This window comes from Mesorhizobium sp. WSM4871 (genome assembly GCF_055811295.1).
Genome location: NZ_JBVVPU010000012.1, coordinates 23,904 through 39,369, shown reverse-complemented (window position 1 = coordinate 39,369; position 15,466 = coordinate 23,904). Strand labels below are relative to the sequence as shown.

General features: G+C 63.1%; 19 protein-coding genes. 7 read left to right on the top strand and 12 right to left on the bottom strand.

Annotation, left to right across the window (positions count from 1 at the left end):
• The first annotated feature begins 152 nt into the window (after positions 1–152).
• Positions 153–668, top strand: a complete 516-nt coding sequence (locus AC0L2H_RS23490; protein ID WP_107652428.1) for a TIGR00645 family protein — start codon at positions 153–155, stop codon at positions 666–668.
• Positions 669–686: 18 nt separating this feature from the next.
• Here the strand turns inward: AC0L2H_RS23490 and AC0L2H_RS23485 are convergent, their stop codons facing one another.
• Positions 687–1,553, bottom strand: a complete 867-nt coding sequence (locus AC0L2H_RS23485; protein ID WP_473592431.1) for an SDR family oxidoreductase — start codon at positions 1,551–1,553, stop codon at positions 687–689.
• Between the two features lie 184 nt (positions 1,554–1,737).
• Between AC0L2H_RS23485 and AC0L2H_RS23480 the strand changes: the two genes are divergently transcribed.
• Both AC0L2H_RS23480 and AC0L2H_RS23475 read left to right on the top strand, forming a co-directional pair.
• Complete coding sequence (locus tag AC0L2H_RS23480; protein WP_473592430.1) at positions 1,738–2,004, top strand: type II toxin-antitoxin system VapB family antitoxin; 267 nt, start codon at positions 1,738–1,740, stop codon at positions 2,002–2,004.
• Positions 2,001–2,390, top strand: coding sequence for a type II toxin-antitoxin system VapC family toxin (locus tag AC0L2H_RS23475; protein ID WP_473592429.1), 390 nt, complete (start codon positions 2,001–2,003; stop codon positions 2,388–2,390). Before AC0L2H_RS23480 ends, AC0L2H_RS23475 begins: the two co-directional genes overlap by 4 nt.
• Position 2,391: 1 nt before the next feature.
• On the opposite strand, the gene AC0L2H_RS23470 is transcribed toward AC0L2H_RS23475, so the two are convergent.
• Positions 2,392–3,060 carry a helix-turn-helix transcriptional regulator gene (locus tag AC0L2H_RS23470; RefSeq protein ID WP_473592428.1) on the bottom strand — a complete coding sequence of 223 codons (669 nt, stop codon included), beginning with the start codon at positions 3,058–3,060 and terminating at the stop codon, positions 2,392–2,394.
• A 7-nt stretch (positions 3,061–3,067) separates the two neighbouring features.
• Positions 3,068–3,940, bottom strand: a complete 873-nt coding sequence (locus tag AC0L2H_RS23465) for a S1C family serine protease (protein ID WP_473592426.1) — start codon at positions 3,938–3,940, stop codon at positions 3,068–3,070.
• A gap of 168 nt (positions 3,941–4,108) precedes the next feature.
• On the opposite strand from AC0L2H_RS23465, the gene AC0L2H_RS23460 reads away from it, so the two are divergent.
• Entirely contained in the window at positions 4,109–5,056 is a 948-nt protein-coding gene (locus AC0L2H_RS23460) for a S1C family serine protease (RefSeq protein ID WP_473592425.1), read from the top strand.
• On the opposite strand, the gene AC0L2H_RS23455 is transcribed toward AC0L2H_RS23460, so the two are convergent.
• Positions 5,053–5,970, bottom strand: coding sequence for an arginase family protein (locus AC0L2H_RS23455; RefSeq protein ID WP_473592424.1), 918 nt, complete (start codon positions 5,968–5,970; stop codon positions 5,053–5,055). The two genes, AC0L2H_RS23460 and AC0L2H_RS23455, sit on opposite strands and share 4 nt — an antisense overlap.
• Positions 5,971–6,079: 109 nt before the next feature.
• Positions 6,080–6,499 (bottom strand): VOC family protein, encoded by a 420-nt coding sequence (locus AC0L2H_RS23450; RefSeq protein ID WP_473592423.1) that lies wholly within the window; start codon positions 6,497–6,499, stop codon positions 6,080–6,082.
• A 66-nt stretch (positions 6,500–6,565) separates the two neighbouring features.
• Between AC0L2H_RS23450 and AC0L2H_RS23445 the strand changes: the two genes are divergently transcribed.
• Positions 6,566–7,192 (top strand): TetR/AcrR family transcriptional regulator, encoded by a 627-nt coding sequence (locus AC0L2H_RS23445; protein ID WP_473592422.1) that lies wholly within the window; start codon positions 6,566–6,568, stop codon positions 7,190–7,192.
• On the opposite strand, the gene AC0L2H_RS23440 is transcribed toward AC0L2H_RS23445, so the two are convergent.
• Positions 7,125–8,081 (bottom strand): LysR family transcriptional regulator, encoded by a 957-nt coding sequence (locus AC0L2H_RS23440; protein ID WP_473592421.1) that lies wholly within the window; start codon positions 8,079–8,081, stop codon positions 7,125–7,127. The genes AC0L2H_RS23445 and AC0L2H_RS23440 overlap by 68 nt on opposite strands.
• 106 nt (positions 8,082–8,187) lie before the next feature.
• On the opposite strand from AC0L2H_RS23440, the gene AC0L2H_RS23435 reads away from it, so the two are divergent.
• Together AC0L2H_RS23435 and kce are read left to right on the top strand one after the other, a co-directional pair.
• Positions 8,188–8,826 (top strand): FMN-dependent NADH-azoreductase, encoded by a 639-nt coding sequence (locus AC0L2H_RS23435; protein WP_473592419.1) that lies wholly within the window; start codon positions 8,188–8,190, stop codon positions 8,824–8,826.
• Between the two features lie 236 nt (positions 8,827–9,062).
• The gene (kce, locus tag AC0L2H_RS23430) at positions 9,063–9,995 is read left to right on the top strand and encodes a 3,5-dioxohexanoate:acetyl-CoA acetone transferase (protein ID WP_473592418.1); all 933 of its coding nucleotides are present in this window, start codon (positions 9,063–9,065) and stop codon (positions 9,993–9,995) included.
• Positions 9,996–10,010: 15 nt separating this feature from the next.
• Here kce and AC0L2H_RS23425 read toward each other — a convergent pair whose 3' ends face one another.
• The 6 genes from AC0L2H_RS23425 to rpoD form a co-directional block, all read right to left on the bottom strand.
• Positions 10,011–10,307 carry an HlyU family transcriptional regulator gene (locus AC0L2H_RS23425; protein ID WP_097577360.1) on the bottom strand — a complete coding sequence of 99 codons (297 nt, stop codon included), beginning with the start codon at positions 10,305–10,307 and terminating at the stop codon, positions 10,011–10,013.
• 169 nt (positions 10,308–10,476) lie between these two features.
• Complete coding sequence (locus AC0L2H_RS23420; protein ID WP_107652467.1) at positions 10,477–11,163, bottom strand: PadR family transcriptional regulator; 687 nt, start codon at positions 11,161–11,163, stop codon at positions 10,477–10,479.
• Between the two features lie 116 nt (positions 11,164–11,279).
• Positions 11,280–11,660, bottom strand: a complete 381-nt coding sequence (locus AC0L2H_RS23415) for a thiol-disulfide oxidoreductase DCC family protein (protein ID WP_473592417.1) — start codon at positions 11,658–11,660, stop codon at positions 11,280–11,282.
• A 123-nt stretch (positions 11,661–11,783) separates the two neighbouring features.
• Entirely contained in the window at positions 11,784–12,395 is a 612-nt protein-coding gene (locus tag AC0L2H_RS23410) for a sulfotransferase family 2 domain-containing protein (RefSeq protein ID WP_473592416.1), read from the bottom strand.
• A 274-nt stretch (positions 12,396–12,669) separates the two neighbouring features.
• Positions 12,670–12,963: a GYD domain-containing protein gene (locus tag AC0L2H_RS23405; RefSeq protein WP_473592415.1), complete on the bottom strand. Its 294-nt coding sequence runs from the start codon at positions 12,961–12,963 to the stop codon at positions 12,670–12,672.
• A 200-nt stretch (positions 12,964–13,163) separates the two neighbouring features.
• Complete coding sequence (rpoD, locus tag AC0L2H_RS23400; RefSeq protein ID WP_473592414.1) at positions 13,164–15,191, bottom strand: RNA polymerase sigma factor RpoD; 2,028 nt, start codon at positions 15,189–15,191, stop codon at positions 13,164–13,166.
• Positions 15,192–15,466 lie beyond the last annotated feature (275 nt).

Below are 15,466 nucleotides of genomic sequence, written 5' to 3'. Positions count from 1 at the left end.
TCCCTGCCCTGTCCCGACTCCAGCGGGACACATGAGCCCCGCCGGCCCTCTCCGGCGGGGTTTTTCTTTTGAGCGGCAGACCTTGCAAGCGGCGCCAGCCTGGCAGAAATACGACCCAAGCAAGATCAAAAGAGCTTAGCCGGAAGCATTTCATGAAACGTCTTGAACTCGCCATCGAATCGATCATTCTCGCCTCGCGCTGGCTGCTCGTCGTCTTCTACATCGGGCTGGGCCTGGCGCTCGCCATCTACGCGGTGTCCTTCGGCAAGAAGCTGTTCGAATTCGCTTCGACGGCGCTCATGCTCGGCGACACCGATACCATCCTGAAGATGCTCGGCCTCATCGATGCCGCTCTCGTCGCCTCGCTGGTGGTGATGGTCATCATCTCCGGCTACGAGAACTTTGTCAGCCGTTTCGATGAGAATGACGGCAAGGTGCACTGGCTGGGCACGATCGATGTCGGCTCGCTGAAGGTCAAGGTCGCCTCGACCATCGTCGCAATCTCCTCCATCCACCTTTTGCAGGTGTTCCTGAACTCGGTCTCCTACACGACCGCCCAGTTGATGTGGCTGACCATCATCCACCTGGCTTTCGTTCTCTCGGCGTTCATGCTCGCCTATATCGACCGCCTGATGGGCCTGGGCAAGGACAAGAAGGCCGAGGAGTGAGAGAGGCAGCGTCCAGTGTCAATAAATACTCTTGATGTTGGTATCCGTCCGGGCAAACACCTCGTCCGGCACGAAGAAGTCGCCGGCGAGCGGACCAGTCGCGTCGGGCGCATAGATTGAAAAATCGCTGACGCCTTCGGCGCGCAGCACCTCCTCATCGATGTAGAAATTGCCGGTCGCCTCACGCGATGGCCGCATGAAGATCGCATGCGCTGCGTCAGCCATGATGTCGGGCGAACGGCTCATCGCCGCGACCGTCGCGCCACCGAGAAGATTGCGCACCGCCGCCGTGTCGATGGTAGAGATCGGCCACAGCGAATTCACCGCGATACCGTCCTTGGCAAACTCCGCGCTCATGCCCAGCGTGCACATCGACATGCCGAACTTGGCCATCGTATAGGCGACGTGGTTCTTGAACCACTTGGCCTTCATGTCGAGCGGCGGCGCCAGATTCAAAATGTGAGCATTCTTGGCCAACTTCAGGTGGGGTATGCACATTTTGGAAACCAGGAAGGTGCCGCGCGTGTTGATCTGATGCATCAGATCGTAGCGCTTCATGTCGGTTTCCAGCGTGCCGGTGAGCTGGATGGCGCTGGCATTGTTGACGCAGATGTCGATGCCGCCGAACGTCTCGACCGTCCTGGCGACCGCCTCGGCAACCTGCCCTTCTTCGCGTATGTCGCACAGCACCGGCAGCGCCTTGCCGCCGGCCCGCTCGATCTCTTGCGCCGCCGTATAGATCGTGCCGGGCAGCTTCGGATGCGGCTCGGCGGTCTTGGCGGCGATCGTCACATTGGCGCCGTCGCGCGCGGCGCGCAGCGCGATCGCCAGGCCGATGCCACGCGACCCGCCGGAGATGAACAGCGTCTTTCCCTTGAGCGACATTTTTCCTCCGCCTCCCTGTGCCGACCTCTTTGCCTGATCCTTGCCCTCGCCCGCCCGCGGACACAAGAGCCTGCCGTTCAAAGCCACGGTGTCGCTGCGGAGGCAGCGTGGATGACACGGCAAAAAACTCGTTGAACTGGCGGTATGCTTGATATATACTCTATATAAATAGGTAGACTATAGAATGGCTCTGTCGATCAAGAACATGGAAGTTGAGCAACTGGCGCGGGAACTCGCCCGTCGTCGTCGCGTGTCGGTGACGGAAGCCATCCGCCAGAGCCTCGAGCGTGAGGTCGCGCGCGAGCGGTTGGTGCCCCGCGACGACACCAGCGACCTGTTTCAGCGACTGATGGCGATTTCCGACAGTGCGGGAAAAATCCCCAAACGCGAAAATGCAATGACCGGCGACGAAGTCCTCGGTTACGACGAGTTCGGTATCCCGACGAAATGATCATCGATTCCTCGGCCCTCGTCGCCATTCTGCGCGCTGAGCCTGACTACGAGCGTTTCGTGCTGGCTATCGCGCAGGCCAAAAGGCGGCTGCTGGCGGCACCAACGTTGCTTGAAACGACGATGGTGCTCGCCGGCGGCTGGCAGGATGAAATTCTTGATCGCCTCGACTCCTTCCTGCGCGTGGCCTCGGTCGAAACGATCGCCTTCACCGCTGACCACGCCGCGGTCGCCCGTCAGGCTTTCCTGCGCTATGGCAAGGGCAGGCATCCGGCTGCGCTGAACTTCGGCGACTGCATTGCCTATGCCACGGCCCGGCTCGAAGCCATGCCGCTGCTGTTCAAGGGTGACGATTTCCGGCTGACCGATATCGAACCGGCCGTTTAGGTCAGACGAGCACCAGGCCCTGCCGCATGGCGATGGCGATCGCATCGGTGCGGTTGGCAGCACCGAGCTTGATCAGGATCGCCGCGACATGGAATTTCGCCGTGTGTACGGAAATATTCAGCCGGCGCGCGATCACCTTGTTGGGCGCGCCCTCGGCCAGCAGCGCCAGCACCTCGCTCTCGCGCGGCGAAAGCGCCGGCCTGGCACTTCCATCGTCGACCGGCTCCTCGTCCAGCGGGTCGCCGTCGTGGAAGGCGAAATCATCATCATGCCGGCCAGGTACGCGTCGGGCCCCGCCCGAAATCCTGTAACCTGCCGCGGCAAGCCGGACAGCCGCGGCGATCAACAGATCGTCGGCCGCCGTCGGCAGAACGGCGAAAAGGTTGTCGGCCCGAGGTTCGTGGCCGGTCCGCCGGGAGAGCAAAACCCGAGGTATGACGGGGCCGATGGTCCGGCCTTGCAGGCTCTCCTCGTCGACGACAGCGACATCCGCTCGCTCGCCGCCACCGCTCCTGCCGGCCGTGACCGGCAGCAGATCCCCGCTCGCAGCGAGCGCCGAGGACAGGTGCTCGGCATACGCCGCATCCCCAAGCGCGATCAGCACGGTCAGCCTCCGCTCCGCGACCGTGCCATCCGCGGTCCTGTCCCTTGTGATCGCCTCAACAGCCATGGATGCCTCAGCTCAGCGGCTTCTCGCCGATTGTTAGCGCGACGTCGCGCTGCTCGCCGCCGCGCACCACGCCGAGCGTTACTGGAGCACCGGCGCTGTCCGGCCCAAGTCTGCGGATCAGGTCGCGCGGACCGTGCACGGCCTCGCCGTTCCACGCCACGATGATGTCGCCGAGGGAAAGGCCAGCCGCTTTTGCCGGACCATTGTCGTCGAGGCTCATCACCATCGCGCCATAGGCGTCGCGATCGCGGACCGGATGTAGCCCGGCGCCGAGATAGCCGCGCGCCACATGGCCCTTCTCATGCAGCGTCGCCACCGCCCGTTCGATCGTCTCGTAGGGCATGACCAGCGCCCGCCGGCGCGGCCCGAACAGCAGCATGCCGATCAGTTCGCCCTTGGCATCGAGCACCGGGCCGCCCTCGAAACGGCCGCCGGTATTGACGGCCAGATTGATGCGCCGGTCGATGGTGCCGCCGCGCATCGAGCGCCAGGCCGGACCGACCTCGCCGACCGTGCCGAAGACGGCAAGCGCGGCACCTTCGCTGTTGCCGATGGCGATGGCGAGATTGCCGGGCCGCACCGCATCCGCCCTGGCAAGCGCAGGCGCCGTGGCAGCACCGGCAGGCTTCAGCAGAGCCACTCCCGTCGACGGATCGCGGCCAACCAGCTCTGCCTTCACCGTCTCGCCCGAGGCCAAAGTCAACTCAATCTCCTCGCCAGCCTCGACTGCTTCCTCGGCTGTGACGAAATAGCCATCACGCCAGTGGAAGGCGGTCGCCGTGCGATGGTGATAGGTGGCGAAGCTCGCCGCTGCCGGCGCTGCCGTTGCCGCGATGTCGGCAATGGCGTCCGAGAATGCGCTCAGGTTGAAATCGCTCATTACTGTCTCCTGGGTTCTTTCATGCCCCAGATATCGCTCGGTTGCATGGTCGCGGATACTCGCCTGACGGCTAGTTGCCGGTTTGACTGGCCATGTGGTCAGGTCGCGGCCGCACGGACCGCTCCGCACATATAGTCACGATAAAGCCTGAAAACACGGAGCCCACCCATGGCCCTCACCGCCGCCAACTTCCAACCCGACGACGACCTCCTCGATGCCTATTCGACGACGGTCGCCGATGCTGTCGACCGCATCGGTCCGGCCGTCTGCCGCATCGAGCGCATTGGCGGCGCCGGCGGCCATGGCTCCGGCTTCGTCATTGCCCAGGACGGGCTGGTCGTCACCAACTTCCACGTCGTTGGCGATGCACGCGCGGTGCGCGTCTCGATGCCGGACGGCGCCTCGCGGGAAGGCCGTGTGCTTGGTCGCGACCCGGACACCGACATCGCACTGGTGCGGGCCGATGGCAACTTTGCCGATGTCGCGCCGCTTGGCGATTCCAAGCGTCTGAGGCGCGGCCAGATCGCCATCGCCATCGGCAATCCGCTCGGCTTCGAATGGACCGTCACTTCGGGCGTCGTCTCGGCGCTTGGCCGCTCGATGCGCGCCTCCACCGGCCGGCTGATCGACGACGTCATCCAGACCGACGCAGCGCTCAACCCGGGCAACTCAGGCGGACCGCTGGTGTCCTCGGCGGGCGAGGTCATCGGCGTCAACACAGCCATGATCCATGGCGCGCAAGGCATCGCTTTCGCGGTTGCCTCCAACACCGCCAATTTCGTCATTTCGGAGATCATCCGCTTCGGCCGCGTCCGCCGCGCCTTCATCGGCGTTTCGGCCGACACGACCAATCTGCCGCGCCGCGCCGCACTTCTGTCGCAAGTGTCCAGCAGCACGGCGGTGCGCCTGCGCAGCGTCGAGAAGAACAGCCCGGCGGCCAAGGCCGGCCTGAAGGAGGGCGACATCATCGCCGCCATCGACGGCCGGCCGGTGAGTGGCGTCGACGACCTCGTGCGCATGCTCGATGCCGAGCGCATCGGCCGCGAAACCCTGTGCACCGTGGTGCGCCGCTCCGGCATCAGCCAGGTTACGGTGATGCCGGTGGCGCGCAGCTAACTTTCTCTGCGTGCAAAGACCCTGCCAAGCAGCGAAACGAGCAGCACTGCCAGCCCGCCGGTCGGATCGAGGTCCGGATCGAAGATCGTCATGTCCATTCCGGAGCAGCGCGGGTCTGCCACCAGCGCTGCGAGGATGGCGACGAGATCGTCGGGGTCGATGCCGGGGCTGCCCGGCGAATCCACCGCCGGCATCACCGTCTGATCGAGCGCATCGACGTCGAAATGCACCCAATACGGCCAGCCGGTTCGCGCCAACGTGGCCCGGGTCTTTTCCAGCACCTTTGCCGCGCCAAGCTCTCGCGCGGCAAAGACATCGATGAGCGTCATCGCGGTCGCCTTGATGTCCGGCCAGGCGAAATCGGGATTACGGTTCTCGCGTTCGCCGATCTGGATCACCTGTTCGTCCGCAACAAGCGGCCCGGCGATATCAGGCCAGTCGGTCAGCAACGGTTCGCCGCGGCCGGTGGCGAGCGCAAGGTCCATGCCGGCGGCCGAACCGAGTGATGCATTGATATCGTAGTTGCCGGGATGGCGAAAATCGCTGTGGCCGTCCACGTGCACCAGAGCGAGCGGATCGGAACGCCGCGCCGCAGCCAGCGCGCCGAGCAGAATCGCGCAATCGCCGCCGACGACCAGCGGGAACTCGCCCCGTCCGAGGACACCGGCAACGATATCCGCAAGCTCCAGATTGAAGCTGCGTATCGCGTTGCCGTTGCGCAGCCGGGTACCCGGCTGTGGCTCGGTGCTGTAGGCAGGCCGATCGAGGTCGACCACCTTGGCGGGTGAAAGCACCTCGACCAAGCCGGCTTCAGTCAGCGCCTGCGGTGCGCGCCACGTCCCAGGTACATGACCCGACCGCAGCGGACGAAGTCCAAGGTTGAAGGGTGCGCGGACAAGGCAGATTTCACGCATGGAACGGGGTCCGAGTTTGCCAAGCTCACCATAGACCGCGAATGCCCGCCCGGTCACGCGACCGGAGCCCACCTCTGCCGCCAGTTCCTGCCAGCGCTATCGTTCAGGATCACGCCGCCCCTTCGACAAACTGCGCCAGGAACTCCGCGCTCGGCGGGATCGGCTTGATCACGTCTATCAGCACGCCATTGGGGTCTTTGGTGATGAAATGGCGTTGTCCGAAGGGTTCGTCGCGCAAGGATCGCAGGATCGGCAGGCCGGCGGCAAGGATCCGTTCGTAGACCGCATCCGGATCCCTGACCTCGAAGTTGATCAGCAGGCCCGACGTGCGGCCCCGCCCCTCTTCCGGGATCGTCTCGTGATCGCCCTGGACGATGCCGAGATTGACGCGACGGTCCTCGGCCGATTGCAGATGCACATACCAGTCGCTCTCAAACAGCGGCTTGAAGCTGAAATGCTTGATATAGAAGGTCTTTGTTCCGGCCACGTCGCCCGTCATCAGCACCGGGTAATAGCTCGTCGTCTTCATCTTTCCTTCTCCCGCTAAATAACATACAGTCTGCATGTAGGTGCAATTAACATACAGGCTGCATGTATGCAACAGGAATCCAGCCGCCGTTCCAACCGCGATCGCACTGAAGCGACGCGTGCCGACCTCATCGCGGCGGCGCGCAAACTCTTCACCGAAAAATCCTATGCCGAGACCGGCACGCCGGAGATCGTCGTCGCGGCCGGCGTCACCCGCGGCGCGCTCTACCACCATTTTGCCGACAAGCAGGCGCTGTTTGCCGTCGTGGTCGAGCAGGAGGCGGCGGTTGTCGCCGAAGAGATCGAGCGCGCCTCGCCGCCCTCGTTATTTGCCCGCGACGCGCTGATTGCCGGCTCCGATGCCTACCTCGCTGCGATGCGCGCGCCAGGCCGCACACGGCTGTTGCTGCTTGACGGGCCGGCCGTGCTCGGCCGCGCCGCAATGGACGAGATCGACAACCGCCACGGCAACCGCACCTTGCGCGAAGGCCTCGTGGCGGCGATGCGAGCGCAGGCCATGGTGAAATTGCCGGTGGACGCACTGACCGCGCTGCTCGCCGCCGCCTTCGACCGCGCCGCTCTTGCGGTCGAGGCCGGCGCTTCAGCGCAGGACTATCGCGCCGTTCTCATAGCGCTGATTGATGGGCTGTCTCCGGTTCCTCCTCAGGCACCTCGCCCGGCTCGAACTCGTTGAAGCAGCCAAGCTGGCGCTTGAACTGGTCGATCAGCCAGGCCGCCGCCGGTTTCGGGCTGCGATCAGACCGGTGCATGGCATAAAGGGGCGAGCGCACTTCGCTGTAAGGTTCCAGATCGAGCTCCACCAGCCGGCCGCTGGCCAGATCGTCGGCGATCAGCCATCGCGGCAAGCCGCCCCAGCCCAATCCTTCGCGCATCAGCGTGTGCTTGGTCCGCACATCCGTCAGCCGCCAGGTGCGGTAGGCGAAGACGCCATAGTCGCGCCCGCGGGTGCGCTCGGACTGGTCAGAGACGACGAGCTGGATGTGTTCGCGCACCTCTTCGAGCGGCACCGGCTTGGGAAGCAGCGCCAGCGGATGGCTGGGTGCTGCGGCCGGCACCATTGACATGAAACCGATGCGCACGAGACGCACGTCGACCTCGCCCAGCAGGCCGCCAATGCCGAGATCGGCCTGTCCATTGACGACATGATCGGGGATCAGGCCGAGCGTGCCGATATGCAGGCGCAACATCACGGTTGGAAACTGCGCCTCGAACGCCTTCAACACCCGCACCAGCACAGGGGAAGGCAGCGTCGCGTCGACCGACAGCGCGACTTCGGCCTCCAACCCCTGATGATGGCCGTCGACGCGCGAACGGATACGCTGCAGCACGCCGACCATGCGCCGCGCATCCTCCAGCATCGCCCGGCCCATTTCGGTCAGTTGCGGCTCGCGCGTACCCTCGCGCTCGAACAGTTTAAGCCCAAGCTGGGCCTCGAGATTGGCGATGCCATAGCTGATTACGGACTGCGCCCGGTTGAGCTTGCGGCCGGCGGCCGAGAAACTTCCGGTGTCGGCGACGGCAACAAGGATCTGAAGCTGGTCGAGTGTCGGATTTGGCTGCATCGATTCCATCCATAATTTCGATGGATCATATACAAAATATCCCAGTTTTTCAAATAGGTCGCAGGCCCCATATCCGGTGCACCAAATTCACCCACTGGAGAGCACCATGTCCATTCTTCTTGTTACCTCGAGCCCGCGCGGCAGCGCCTCGCACTCGACCCGCATTGCGACCGAATTCGCCAACAAGCTTGTCGCCGCCGATCCGTCGGCGAAGCTTGTGGTGCGCGACCTCGTCGCCAACCCGCTGCCGCATATCGATGCCGACTATTCGACCGGCATCTATACGCCGGCCGAATCCCGCACCCCGCGCCAGGCGGAAGTCGTCGGCGTCTCCGACGCCGCGCTTGACGAACTGTTCGCCGCCGACACCATCATCCTGGCCACCGGCTTCATCAACTTCAACATCTCCTCGACCCTGAAGTCCTGGGTCGACCACATCGCCCGTTCCGGCAAGACCTTCTCCTATGGCGAGAATGGCCCGAAGGGTCTCGTCACCGGCAAGAAGGTCTATATCGTCCTTGCCTCGGGCGGCATCTATTCGGAAGGCGCGGCCGTGCAGTTGGACCACGCCATTCCCTATCTGCGCAGCGTGCTCGGCTTCATCGGCATGACCGACGTCGACGTCATCCGCATCGAAGGCGTCGGCATGGGGCCCGACGCAGTCGAAGCCGCTCTGGCCAAGGCGACGGCAAAGGTCGATGCGGTGGTGGCTGCGAGCGCAGGCGGACAGGCTGCTGCGGCATAGACCACCAACAGCCGATTTCAGAACTGGAGAAGGCAGGCGCCAAAGCCTGCCTTTCTTGCATTGTTGCCTGGGCGCGGTGGCATCTGGCGGTCAACTGTCACAATCGCCTTGTCGGCTATAGGTTCAGGCGGAGCGCGCTGGTGCTGGCGTTTCACCCGGCTGACACTGGCGGCGCTGCCGACAGCGCTGCTTTATGTGGTGTGTCGAAGCAGCAAATCAGGCAAGGAATTCGAGACGTGGTCAATCAGAGCAAGATCATCATCACCTGTGCGGTAACGGGATCGATCCATACGCCGTCGATGTCGCCTCATTTGCCGGTGACCGCGCAGGAAATCGCGCAAGCCGCGATCGAGGCGGCGCAAGCCGGCGCGGCCATCGTCCATCTTCACGCGCGCAATCCCGTCGATGGCCGGCCCGACCAATCGACGGAAGCGTTCGCGCCGTTTCTGCAAGTGATCAAGCAAAGCACCGACTGCGTGGTCAACATCACCACCGGCGGCGCTGCGACCATGACCGTCGAGGAGCGGGTCAGGCCGGCCGCGACCTTCGCCCCGGAAGTTGCCTCGCTGAATATGGGCTCGATGAATTTCGGCCTTTATCCGATGCTGGAGCGGTTCAAGACATTCCAGCACGACTGGGAGCGGCCCTATCTCGAAGGCTCGCGCGACCGCATCTTCCGCAACACTTTCGGCGACATCGAACATATCCTGCGGACCTGCGCGCAAAATGGCACCCGCTTCGAAATCGAGTGCTACGATATCGGCCATCTCTACACGCTTGCCCATTTCGTCGAGCGCGGCCTGGTGAAGGCGCCTTTCTTCGTGCAGAGCGTATTTGGCATCCTTGGCGGCATCGGCGCTCATCCGGAAGACGTGGCGCATATGAAACGCACGGCTGACCGCCTGTTCGGCAACGACTATCATTGGTCGGTCCTCGGCGCCGGCCGCAATCAGCTTCCCATCGCCACGCAGGCCATCGCGCTCGGCGGCAATGTCCGTGTCGGGCTCGAGGACTCGCTGTGGATCGGCAAGGGGCAATTGGCGAAATCCAACGCCGATCAGGTAAGGAAGGTCCGCCAGATCATCGAGGGGCTCGGCGCCTCGGTCGCCACGCCCGACGAGGCACGACAGATCCTGCAGCTCAAGGGCGGCGACAAGGTCGCTTTCTGATGGAACCTTGCTGCATTAGCCGAACATCTTCTCGCCCTGCTCGTCGACCAGTTGCATGCCCTTCTTGATCGAGATGTCGACGGCGTCGTCCAGTCCGGCGAAGCGGTCGGCGCGAATGAATTTGTGCTCCTTCAGCACACCGTCGATCTCTTTCGAAACCACGCCGCAGGTCTGGTACTGGCCATCCGCCTTGTAGGGCGTGGCGCTGATCAGGAATCCCTTGTGCTCGATCTGCTTGGCCGGCGCGCCGCTCTTGGGTTCGCCCGCGTCACCGCCGTCACCACCGCCGAAAAGACGCTTCAGAAAAGACATGGGGGTATCCTCCAACGGCAATCACCCTGCACCACATAACGCGGCGCAGGGTGATTTTCACTATCGTTCCTCGGTCGAACGGGCAAGGGCCGCATTGGAGCGATGTGCGTCCATTTGGATGCACCAAGCACGCTCTAACGCCGATGCGGTAGCTCGCCTGCCGGAGGGGTCAGCGGCGCGACAGCGCCTCGAGGGCTTCGGCGGTGTCGACCAGGATGCTCATCGCCTGGGCCTGCTTGTCTTCGGATGCATCGACGATGTCGCTGAGCGCCGCGCGCAGGCGGTGGCGGACGGCGCGGAACTCGTCGCGCTTTTCCGAACGACCGCGGCCACGCCGCCCGCCTTCCTCGCCGTCGTCGTTCCAGCCGAACCAGTCGCGCGCCTTGGCCATCTTGCGGCCGAAACGCTCGAGATGCTCGAGCACGTTGTCGATCATCTCGCGGTTTTCCTCGAGATGCGCCTGCCCCGCCTCGGTGATCGAGAACACCTTCTTGTTGCCTTCCGCCGACGAGACGGCATAGCCGGCCTCTTCCAGGAAGGTCAGCGTCGGATAGACCACGCCGGGGCTTGGGCTGTAGACGCCGCTGGTGCGCTCCTCCAGCGCCTTGATGATGTCATAGCCGTGGCGTGGCGCCTCGGCCAGAAGCGACAGCGTAATCAGCTTGAGATCGCCGTCGGCCAGCATGCGCCCGGCGCGGAACATGTCGCCCGGGCCGCCACGTCCGCCGCCACGACCGCCATGGCCGAACGGGCCAAAACCGCCGCCACGACCGCCGAACCTGCCGGCCATGTGCATGAAGGCGCGCAGGGGATGCGCGTCGAAATGAGGATGCCCGAAATGATCATGTTTATGCATCGTTTTCTCCTAAGATATGTCTTGCGATATATCTTATTAGAGAGCGGCATCCGCCAAGTCAAGATATATCTTACGATGTATCTAAAACGGCGCCAGCGGGATTGACTTGTCAAGCACTACCAGCGGCCCTTGCGGCGGTTCCAGCCGTAAAGGAGATCGGCGAAGCGATCGTAAATAAAGCGCGTCAGCGGCAGCACGACGCGATTGCCGAACAGCGTTGCCAGCCAGCCCTCGCCCGGCGCGGCCTTCCAGACGGCAATCGCGACATCGGCGCCGACCAGCAGCCTGCCGTCGGCGTCGGTTGCGTGCAGCCGGCGGCGGATGTCCTCCAGCGACGCGCCGTAGCCGGCCAGTGCCGCAGGTTCGGCATTGATGTCGCGAAACGCGATGCGGCCGGCCTTGACCGCTTCGATCAGCCGCCGCCTCTGCCTGCTGATGCCGGCATCGCAGACCGGACAGCTTGTGTTGTACCAGACAGTCAGCAGAGGCTTGGGCATGTGTTTCGAGACGCGACCTGAAGGATACGCCGACTATCCGGGAAACGCCTTCGCCTCGCAACGTCTCGGACCAGCCTAGCCACGACGCAGCATCGTGCCGATGAACTGCGGATGTTTGAAAAATCAGAAATCGTAGCCGAAGCGCTCGAAATCCCTGAAATAGAGCCGGCGCACGATGCTTCTCGCCTCGTCATCATAGACGGCGCGATAGTCGTAGGGTGCATTGGCATTTGTTCGGGGAAGCTTCACCTCACCCGATAAGCCGAGCCGTTCGACCAGGGCATTGAATTGCTCGGCCAGTGTTTCAAACCGCAAAATCTCGTCGATGATCAGGTTTCCCTGTCTGTCAGCAATCCAGCTCGTCTGGTCCACCCGCACAAAAAGGTTCTTGCGTTCGAGGTAGCGCAAGAAAGTCTTGAAATCCTGGGCCCCGCCCCCCCTCTGGCGGAAATAGTAGGTCGAGACAGCAAGTTCGAAAGGGTTGCGGACGACGGCGAACTTATACGCTTTGTCATAGATCTCCGCCGGCAGCTTGTTCTTCGCCCAGCTTGCCTTGTCGTGCTGCCTGAGGAAAACTTTTGGAGGCGTTTCGCGAACCGGCAGATGCGACAGGAGCCGCCGCCACTGCGTCCGCTTCGGCTTCAGACTCCACGGCCTGAGCGCGTGCGTGATCGATGACCCGGCCGTCTTCGGGATGTGGATGAAAATGAAGTTCTTCTCGAGCGAGAGCAGCATTTTCTACTCATTAACGGCGGAAACGGAACCGTCAAGCAGCGCCCGATCCTCAATTGCCGGAAAAATCTCCTTGAGCGTCACCCCTTCCGAAGCGACGATCGGCGCAGCGAAGGTCGACATCGATTTTCGCTGTGCCGGACTGGCCGGTTCAGGTGCCTGAGCTTCTGATACATATTGCGCAAAAGCCGCCGTTTTGCGGTAACGACCTGTATCGAAAACAAGGGCCTGAAGCGCTTCACCTGAACCCGTTCAACGCGACGCGCTTCAGGGCGCCTCATCCGAGCGAAGCGATGATCTCGCGATAGGCAAATTCCGGGAAAGCCTTAAGCGTTCGCGTCTTCAAATTGCCGCCCGCCGCCAGGATCAGTGCGAAACGGGCGAGCACCGCGTCGTCCGGCGCCTCGACCACCGCCACCATGTCGCATTCGCCCATGGTCAGGTAGAACGCCTTGAACGTGCCGCCCATGTCTCCCAGGAGCTTTTTGGCGGCGTCGAGCCGCTTCGGCGAGTCGCGCACATTCTTGGCGCCTTGTTCCGTCCAGTTGATCAGCACGATGTAAGTCGTCATGGCACACCTCCTCCGGCGCCACGGAGCACGGCGGTCGGCCGTTCACGGCCTGCGCCGGGGCGGGCATCCGGGTTGTCGCCCAGAAATGCATCCGACACGAAATTATCCTCCCGACCGGCACGAGCCGCAAGGGCATCCCTGCCGCGCACGAAAAAGGGCGCCACCGGCGCCCTCAATTCATGCACGGCCGGTTGCCTGCATCAGCTATCCAGGAAGCTTCTCAGCTTGCGCGAGCGGCTCGGATGCTTGAGCTTGCGCAGCGCCTTGGCTTCGATCTGGCGGATACGCTCGCGGGTGACCGAGAACTGCTGGCCGACTTCCTCCAGCGTGTGATCGGTGTTCATGCCGATGCCGAAGCGCATCCTGAGCACACGCTCCTCGCGCGGCGTCAGCGAGGCCAGCACGCGGGTGGTGGTCTCGCGCAGATTGGCCTGGATCGCCGCGTCGATCGGCAGGATCGCCATCTTGTCCTCGATGAAATCGCCGAGATGCGAATCCTCCTCGTCGCCGACCGGCGTTTCGAGCGAGATCGGCTCCTTGGCGATCTTCAGCACTTTGCGCACCTTTTCCAGCGGCATGGCGAGCTTTTCCGCCAGTTCCTCCGGCGTCGGCTCGCGGCCGATCTCATGCAGCATCTGGCGCGAGGTGCGCACGATCTTGTTGATCGTCTCGATCATGTGCACCGGAATGCGGATGGTGCGCGCCTGGTCGGCGATCGAGCGGGTGATTGCCTGCCTGATCCACCATGTCGCGTAGGTCGAGAACTTGTAGCCGCGGCGGTATTCGAATTTGTCGACCGCTTTCATCAGGCCGATATTGCCTTCCTGGATCAGGTCGAGGAACTGCAGGCCACGATTGGTGTATTTCTTGGCGATGGAGATGACGAGGCGCAGGTTCGCCTCCACCATTTCCTTCTTGGCGATCGCGGCTTCGCGTTCGCCCTTCTGCACCTGGTTGACGATCTTGCGGAATTCCAGGATCGAGATCGCCGTTTCGGTGGCGAGGTTCTGGATCTCGGCGCGCAGGTCGCGGATCGCATCCTTCTCGTTCTTGGTGAATTCCTTCCAGCCGCGCGAGGTCAGATTGCCGATCGAGCGCGTCCAGTTGGGGTCGAGCTCCGAGCCCTGATATTCCTTCAGGAACTCCTCGCGGCGCACGCCGTAGCTTTCGGCCAGCCTCAGCAGCTTGCCCTCGTTCTGCACCAGGCGCTTGTTGATGTCGTAGAGCTGCTCGACCAGCGCCTCGATGCGCGCCGTGTTCAGGGAAAGCGACTTGACCGCCTTGATGAGCTGGTCTTTCAGCTCCTTCAGCCGGCGATCCTGGCTGGGCGACAAGGTGCCCGCGGCAGCCAGCCGGTTCTCGACCTGCTGGTCCTGCAGCTTGCGCAGCTTCTTGTAGGTGTCGGCGATGACGTCGAGCGTCTCCATCACCTGCGGACGCAGTTCGGCTTCCATCGCCGCCAGCGACAGGCTGGCCTCGTCCTCGTCTTCCTCGTCGTCGTCGGTCAGGCCGCGCGTGTCGGCGCCGACATTGGTGATGTCTTCCTCGTCCTCGCGTGAGGCGCGGCGCGGCTTCTCCTCGACCTTGGGGGCTTCCTCGATGCGCTCGACCACGGGCGCCTGCTTGGCTTCAGGGCCGGCATAGGTCGCCTCGAGATCGATGATCTCGCGCAACAGGATCTTGGATTCGTTGAGCTCGTCGCGCCAGATGATGATCGCCTGGAAGGTCAGCGGGCTTTCGCACAGGCCAGCGATCATCGTCTCGCGACCGGCCTCGATGCGCTTGGCGATCGCGATTTCGCCTTCGCGCGACAAAAGCTCGACCGAGCCCATCTCGCGCAGATACATGCGGACCGGATCGTCGGTGCGGTCGGTCGGCTCTTTCTTGGTGGTCGTCGCGGCAACGGCCGTGCCGGTCTGCTCGGCCAGCTCGTTGGCGTCTTCCTCCGCGTCGGCGGTCGCATCGGCGGCTTCGGGCTCCTCGCCCTGCTCGTCGTCCTCGACCACATTGATGCCCATGTCGGAGAGCATCGCCATCGTGTCCTCGATCTGCTCGGAAGTCACTTCCTCCGAGGGCAGCACCGAATTCAGTTCGTCCATAGTGACGTAGCCGCGCTTCTTGGCGGCCTTGATCATCTTCTTGACAGCATCATCGGAAAGGTCGAGCAGAGGGCCATCGGTGGCGCCTTCACGTTCGGTCTCGACCTCTTCCTTTTCCTTTGTCGCCATTCTTTATCGTCTCCAAGCGGCTGCGTATCTAAGCCGCGTAAGCTGCCGGGCCGGTCAAATCGGATGCGCTCGCTTCAAACGCACTTCACCGGGCCAGCAACCGCATCAAGTCTTTGTTTTTATGCCCGTTACCCCGGCATCATGCATTAAGTCCAGATTAACCCTGATATCTGTGGCAGGCCGGCGACCTGTCCAGTGACCAGTACCTAACATCGCTCAATTCCCGTCGACGCCGGGCACGGGTTAACGTTTCGAATCGTCCTGATTCCGCCATT

Excerpts from the sequence above, each read along its gene's own strand:
- AC0L2H_RS23490 (WP_107652428.1), top strand. The coding sequence starts at position 153 with ATGAAACGTCTTGAACTCGCCATCGAATCGATCATTCTCGCCTCGCGC.
- AC0L2H_RS23485 (WP_473592431.1), bottom strand. The coding sequence starts at position 1,553 with ATGTCGCTCAAGGGAAAGACGCTGTTCATCTCCGGCGGGTCGCGTGGC.
- AC0L2H_RS23480 (WP_473592430.1), top strand. The coding sequence starts at position 1,738 with ATGGCTCTGTCGATCAAGAACATGGAAGTTGAGCAACTGGCGCGGGAA.
- AC0L2H_RS23475 (WP_473592429.1), top strand. The coding sequence starts at position 2,001 with ATGATCATCGATTCCTCGGCCCTCGTCGCCATTCTGCGCGCTGAGCCT.
- AC0L2H_RS23470 (WP_473592428.1), bottom strand. The coding sequence starts at position 3,060 with ATGGCTGTTGAGGCGATCACAAGGGACAGGACCGCGGATGGCACGGTC.
- AC0L2H_RS23465 (WP_473592426.1), bottom strand. The coding sequence starts at position 3,940 with ATGAGCGATTTCAACCTGAGCGCATTCTCGGACGCCATTGCCGACATC.
- AC0L2H_RS23460 (WP_473592425.1), top strand. The coding sequence starts at position 4,109 with ATGGCCCTCACCGCCGCCAACTTCCAACCCGACGACGACCTCCTCGAT.
- AC0L2H_RS23455 (WP_473592424.1), bottom strand. The coding sequence starts at position 5,970 with ATGCGTGAAATCTGCCTTGTCCGCGCACCCTTCAACCTTGGACTTCGT.
- AC0L2H_RS23450 (WP_473592423.1), bottom strand. The coding sequence starts at position 6,499 with ATGAAGACGACGAGCTATTACCCGGTGCTGATGACGGGCGACGTGGCC.
- AC0L2H_RS23445 (WP_473592422.1), top strand. The coding sequence starts at position 6,566 with ATGCAACAGGAATCCAGCCGCCGTTCCAACCGCGATCGCACTGAAGCG.
- AC0L2H_RS23440 (WP_473592421.1), bottom strand. The coding sequence starts at position 8,081 with ATGCAGCCAAATCCGACACTCGACCAGCTTCAGATCCTTGTTGCCGTC.
- AC0L2H_RS23435 (WP_473592419.1), top strand. The coding sequence starts at position 8,188 with ATGTCCATTCTTCTTGTTACCTCGAGCCCGCGCGGCAGCGCCTCGCAC.
- AC0L2H_RS23425 (WP_097577360.1), bottom strand. The coding sequence starts at position 10,307 with ATGTCTTTTCTGAAGCGTCTTTTCGGCGGTGGTGACGGCGGTGACGCG.
- AC0L2H_RS23420 (WP_107652467.1), bottom strand. The coding sequence starts at position 11,163 with ATGCATAAACATGATCATTTCGGGCATCCTCATTTCGACGCGCATCCC.
- AC0L2H_RS23415 (WP_473592417.1), bottom strand. The coding sequence starts at position 11,660 with ATGCCCAAGCCTCTGCTGACTGTCTGGTACAACACAAGCTGTCCGGTC.
- AC0L2H_RS23410 (WP_473592416.1), bottom strand. The coding sequence starts at position 12,395 with ATGCTGCTCTCGCTCGAGAAGAACTTCATTTTCATCCACATCCCGAAG.
- AC0L2H_RS23405 (WP_473592415.1), bottom strand. The coding sequence starts at position 12,963 with ATGACGACTTACATCGTGCTGATCAACTGGACGGAACAAGGCGCCAAG.
- rpoD (WP_473592414.1), bottom strand. The coding sequence starts at position 15,191 with ATGGCGACAAAGGAAAAGGAAGAGGTCGAGACCGAACGTGAAGGCGCC.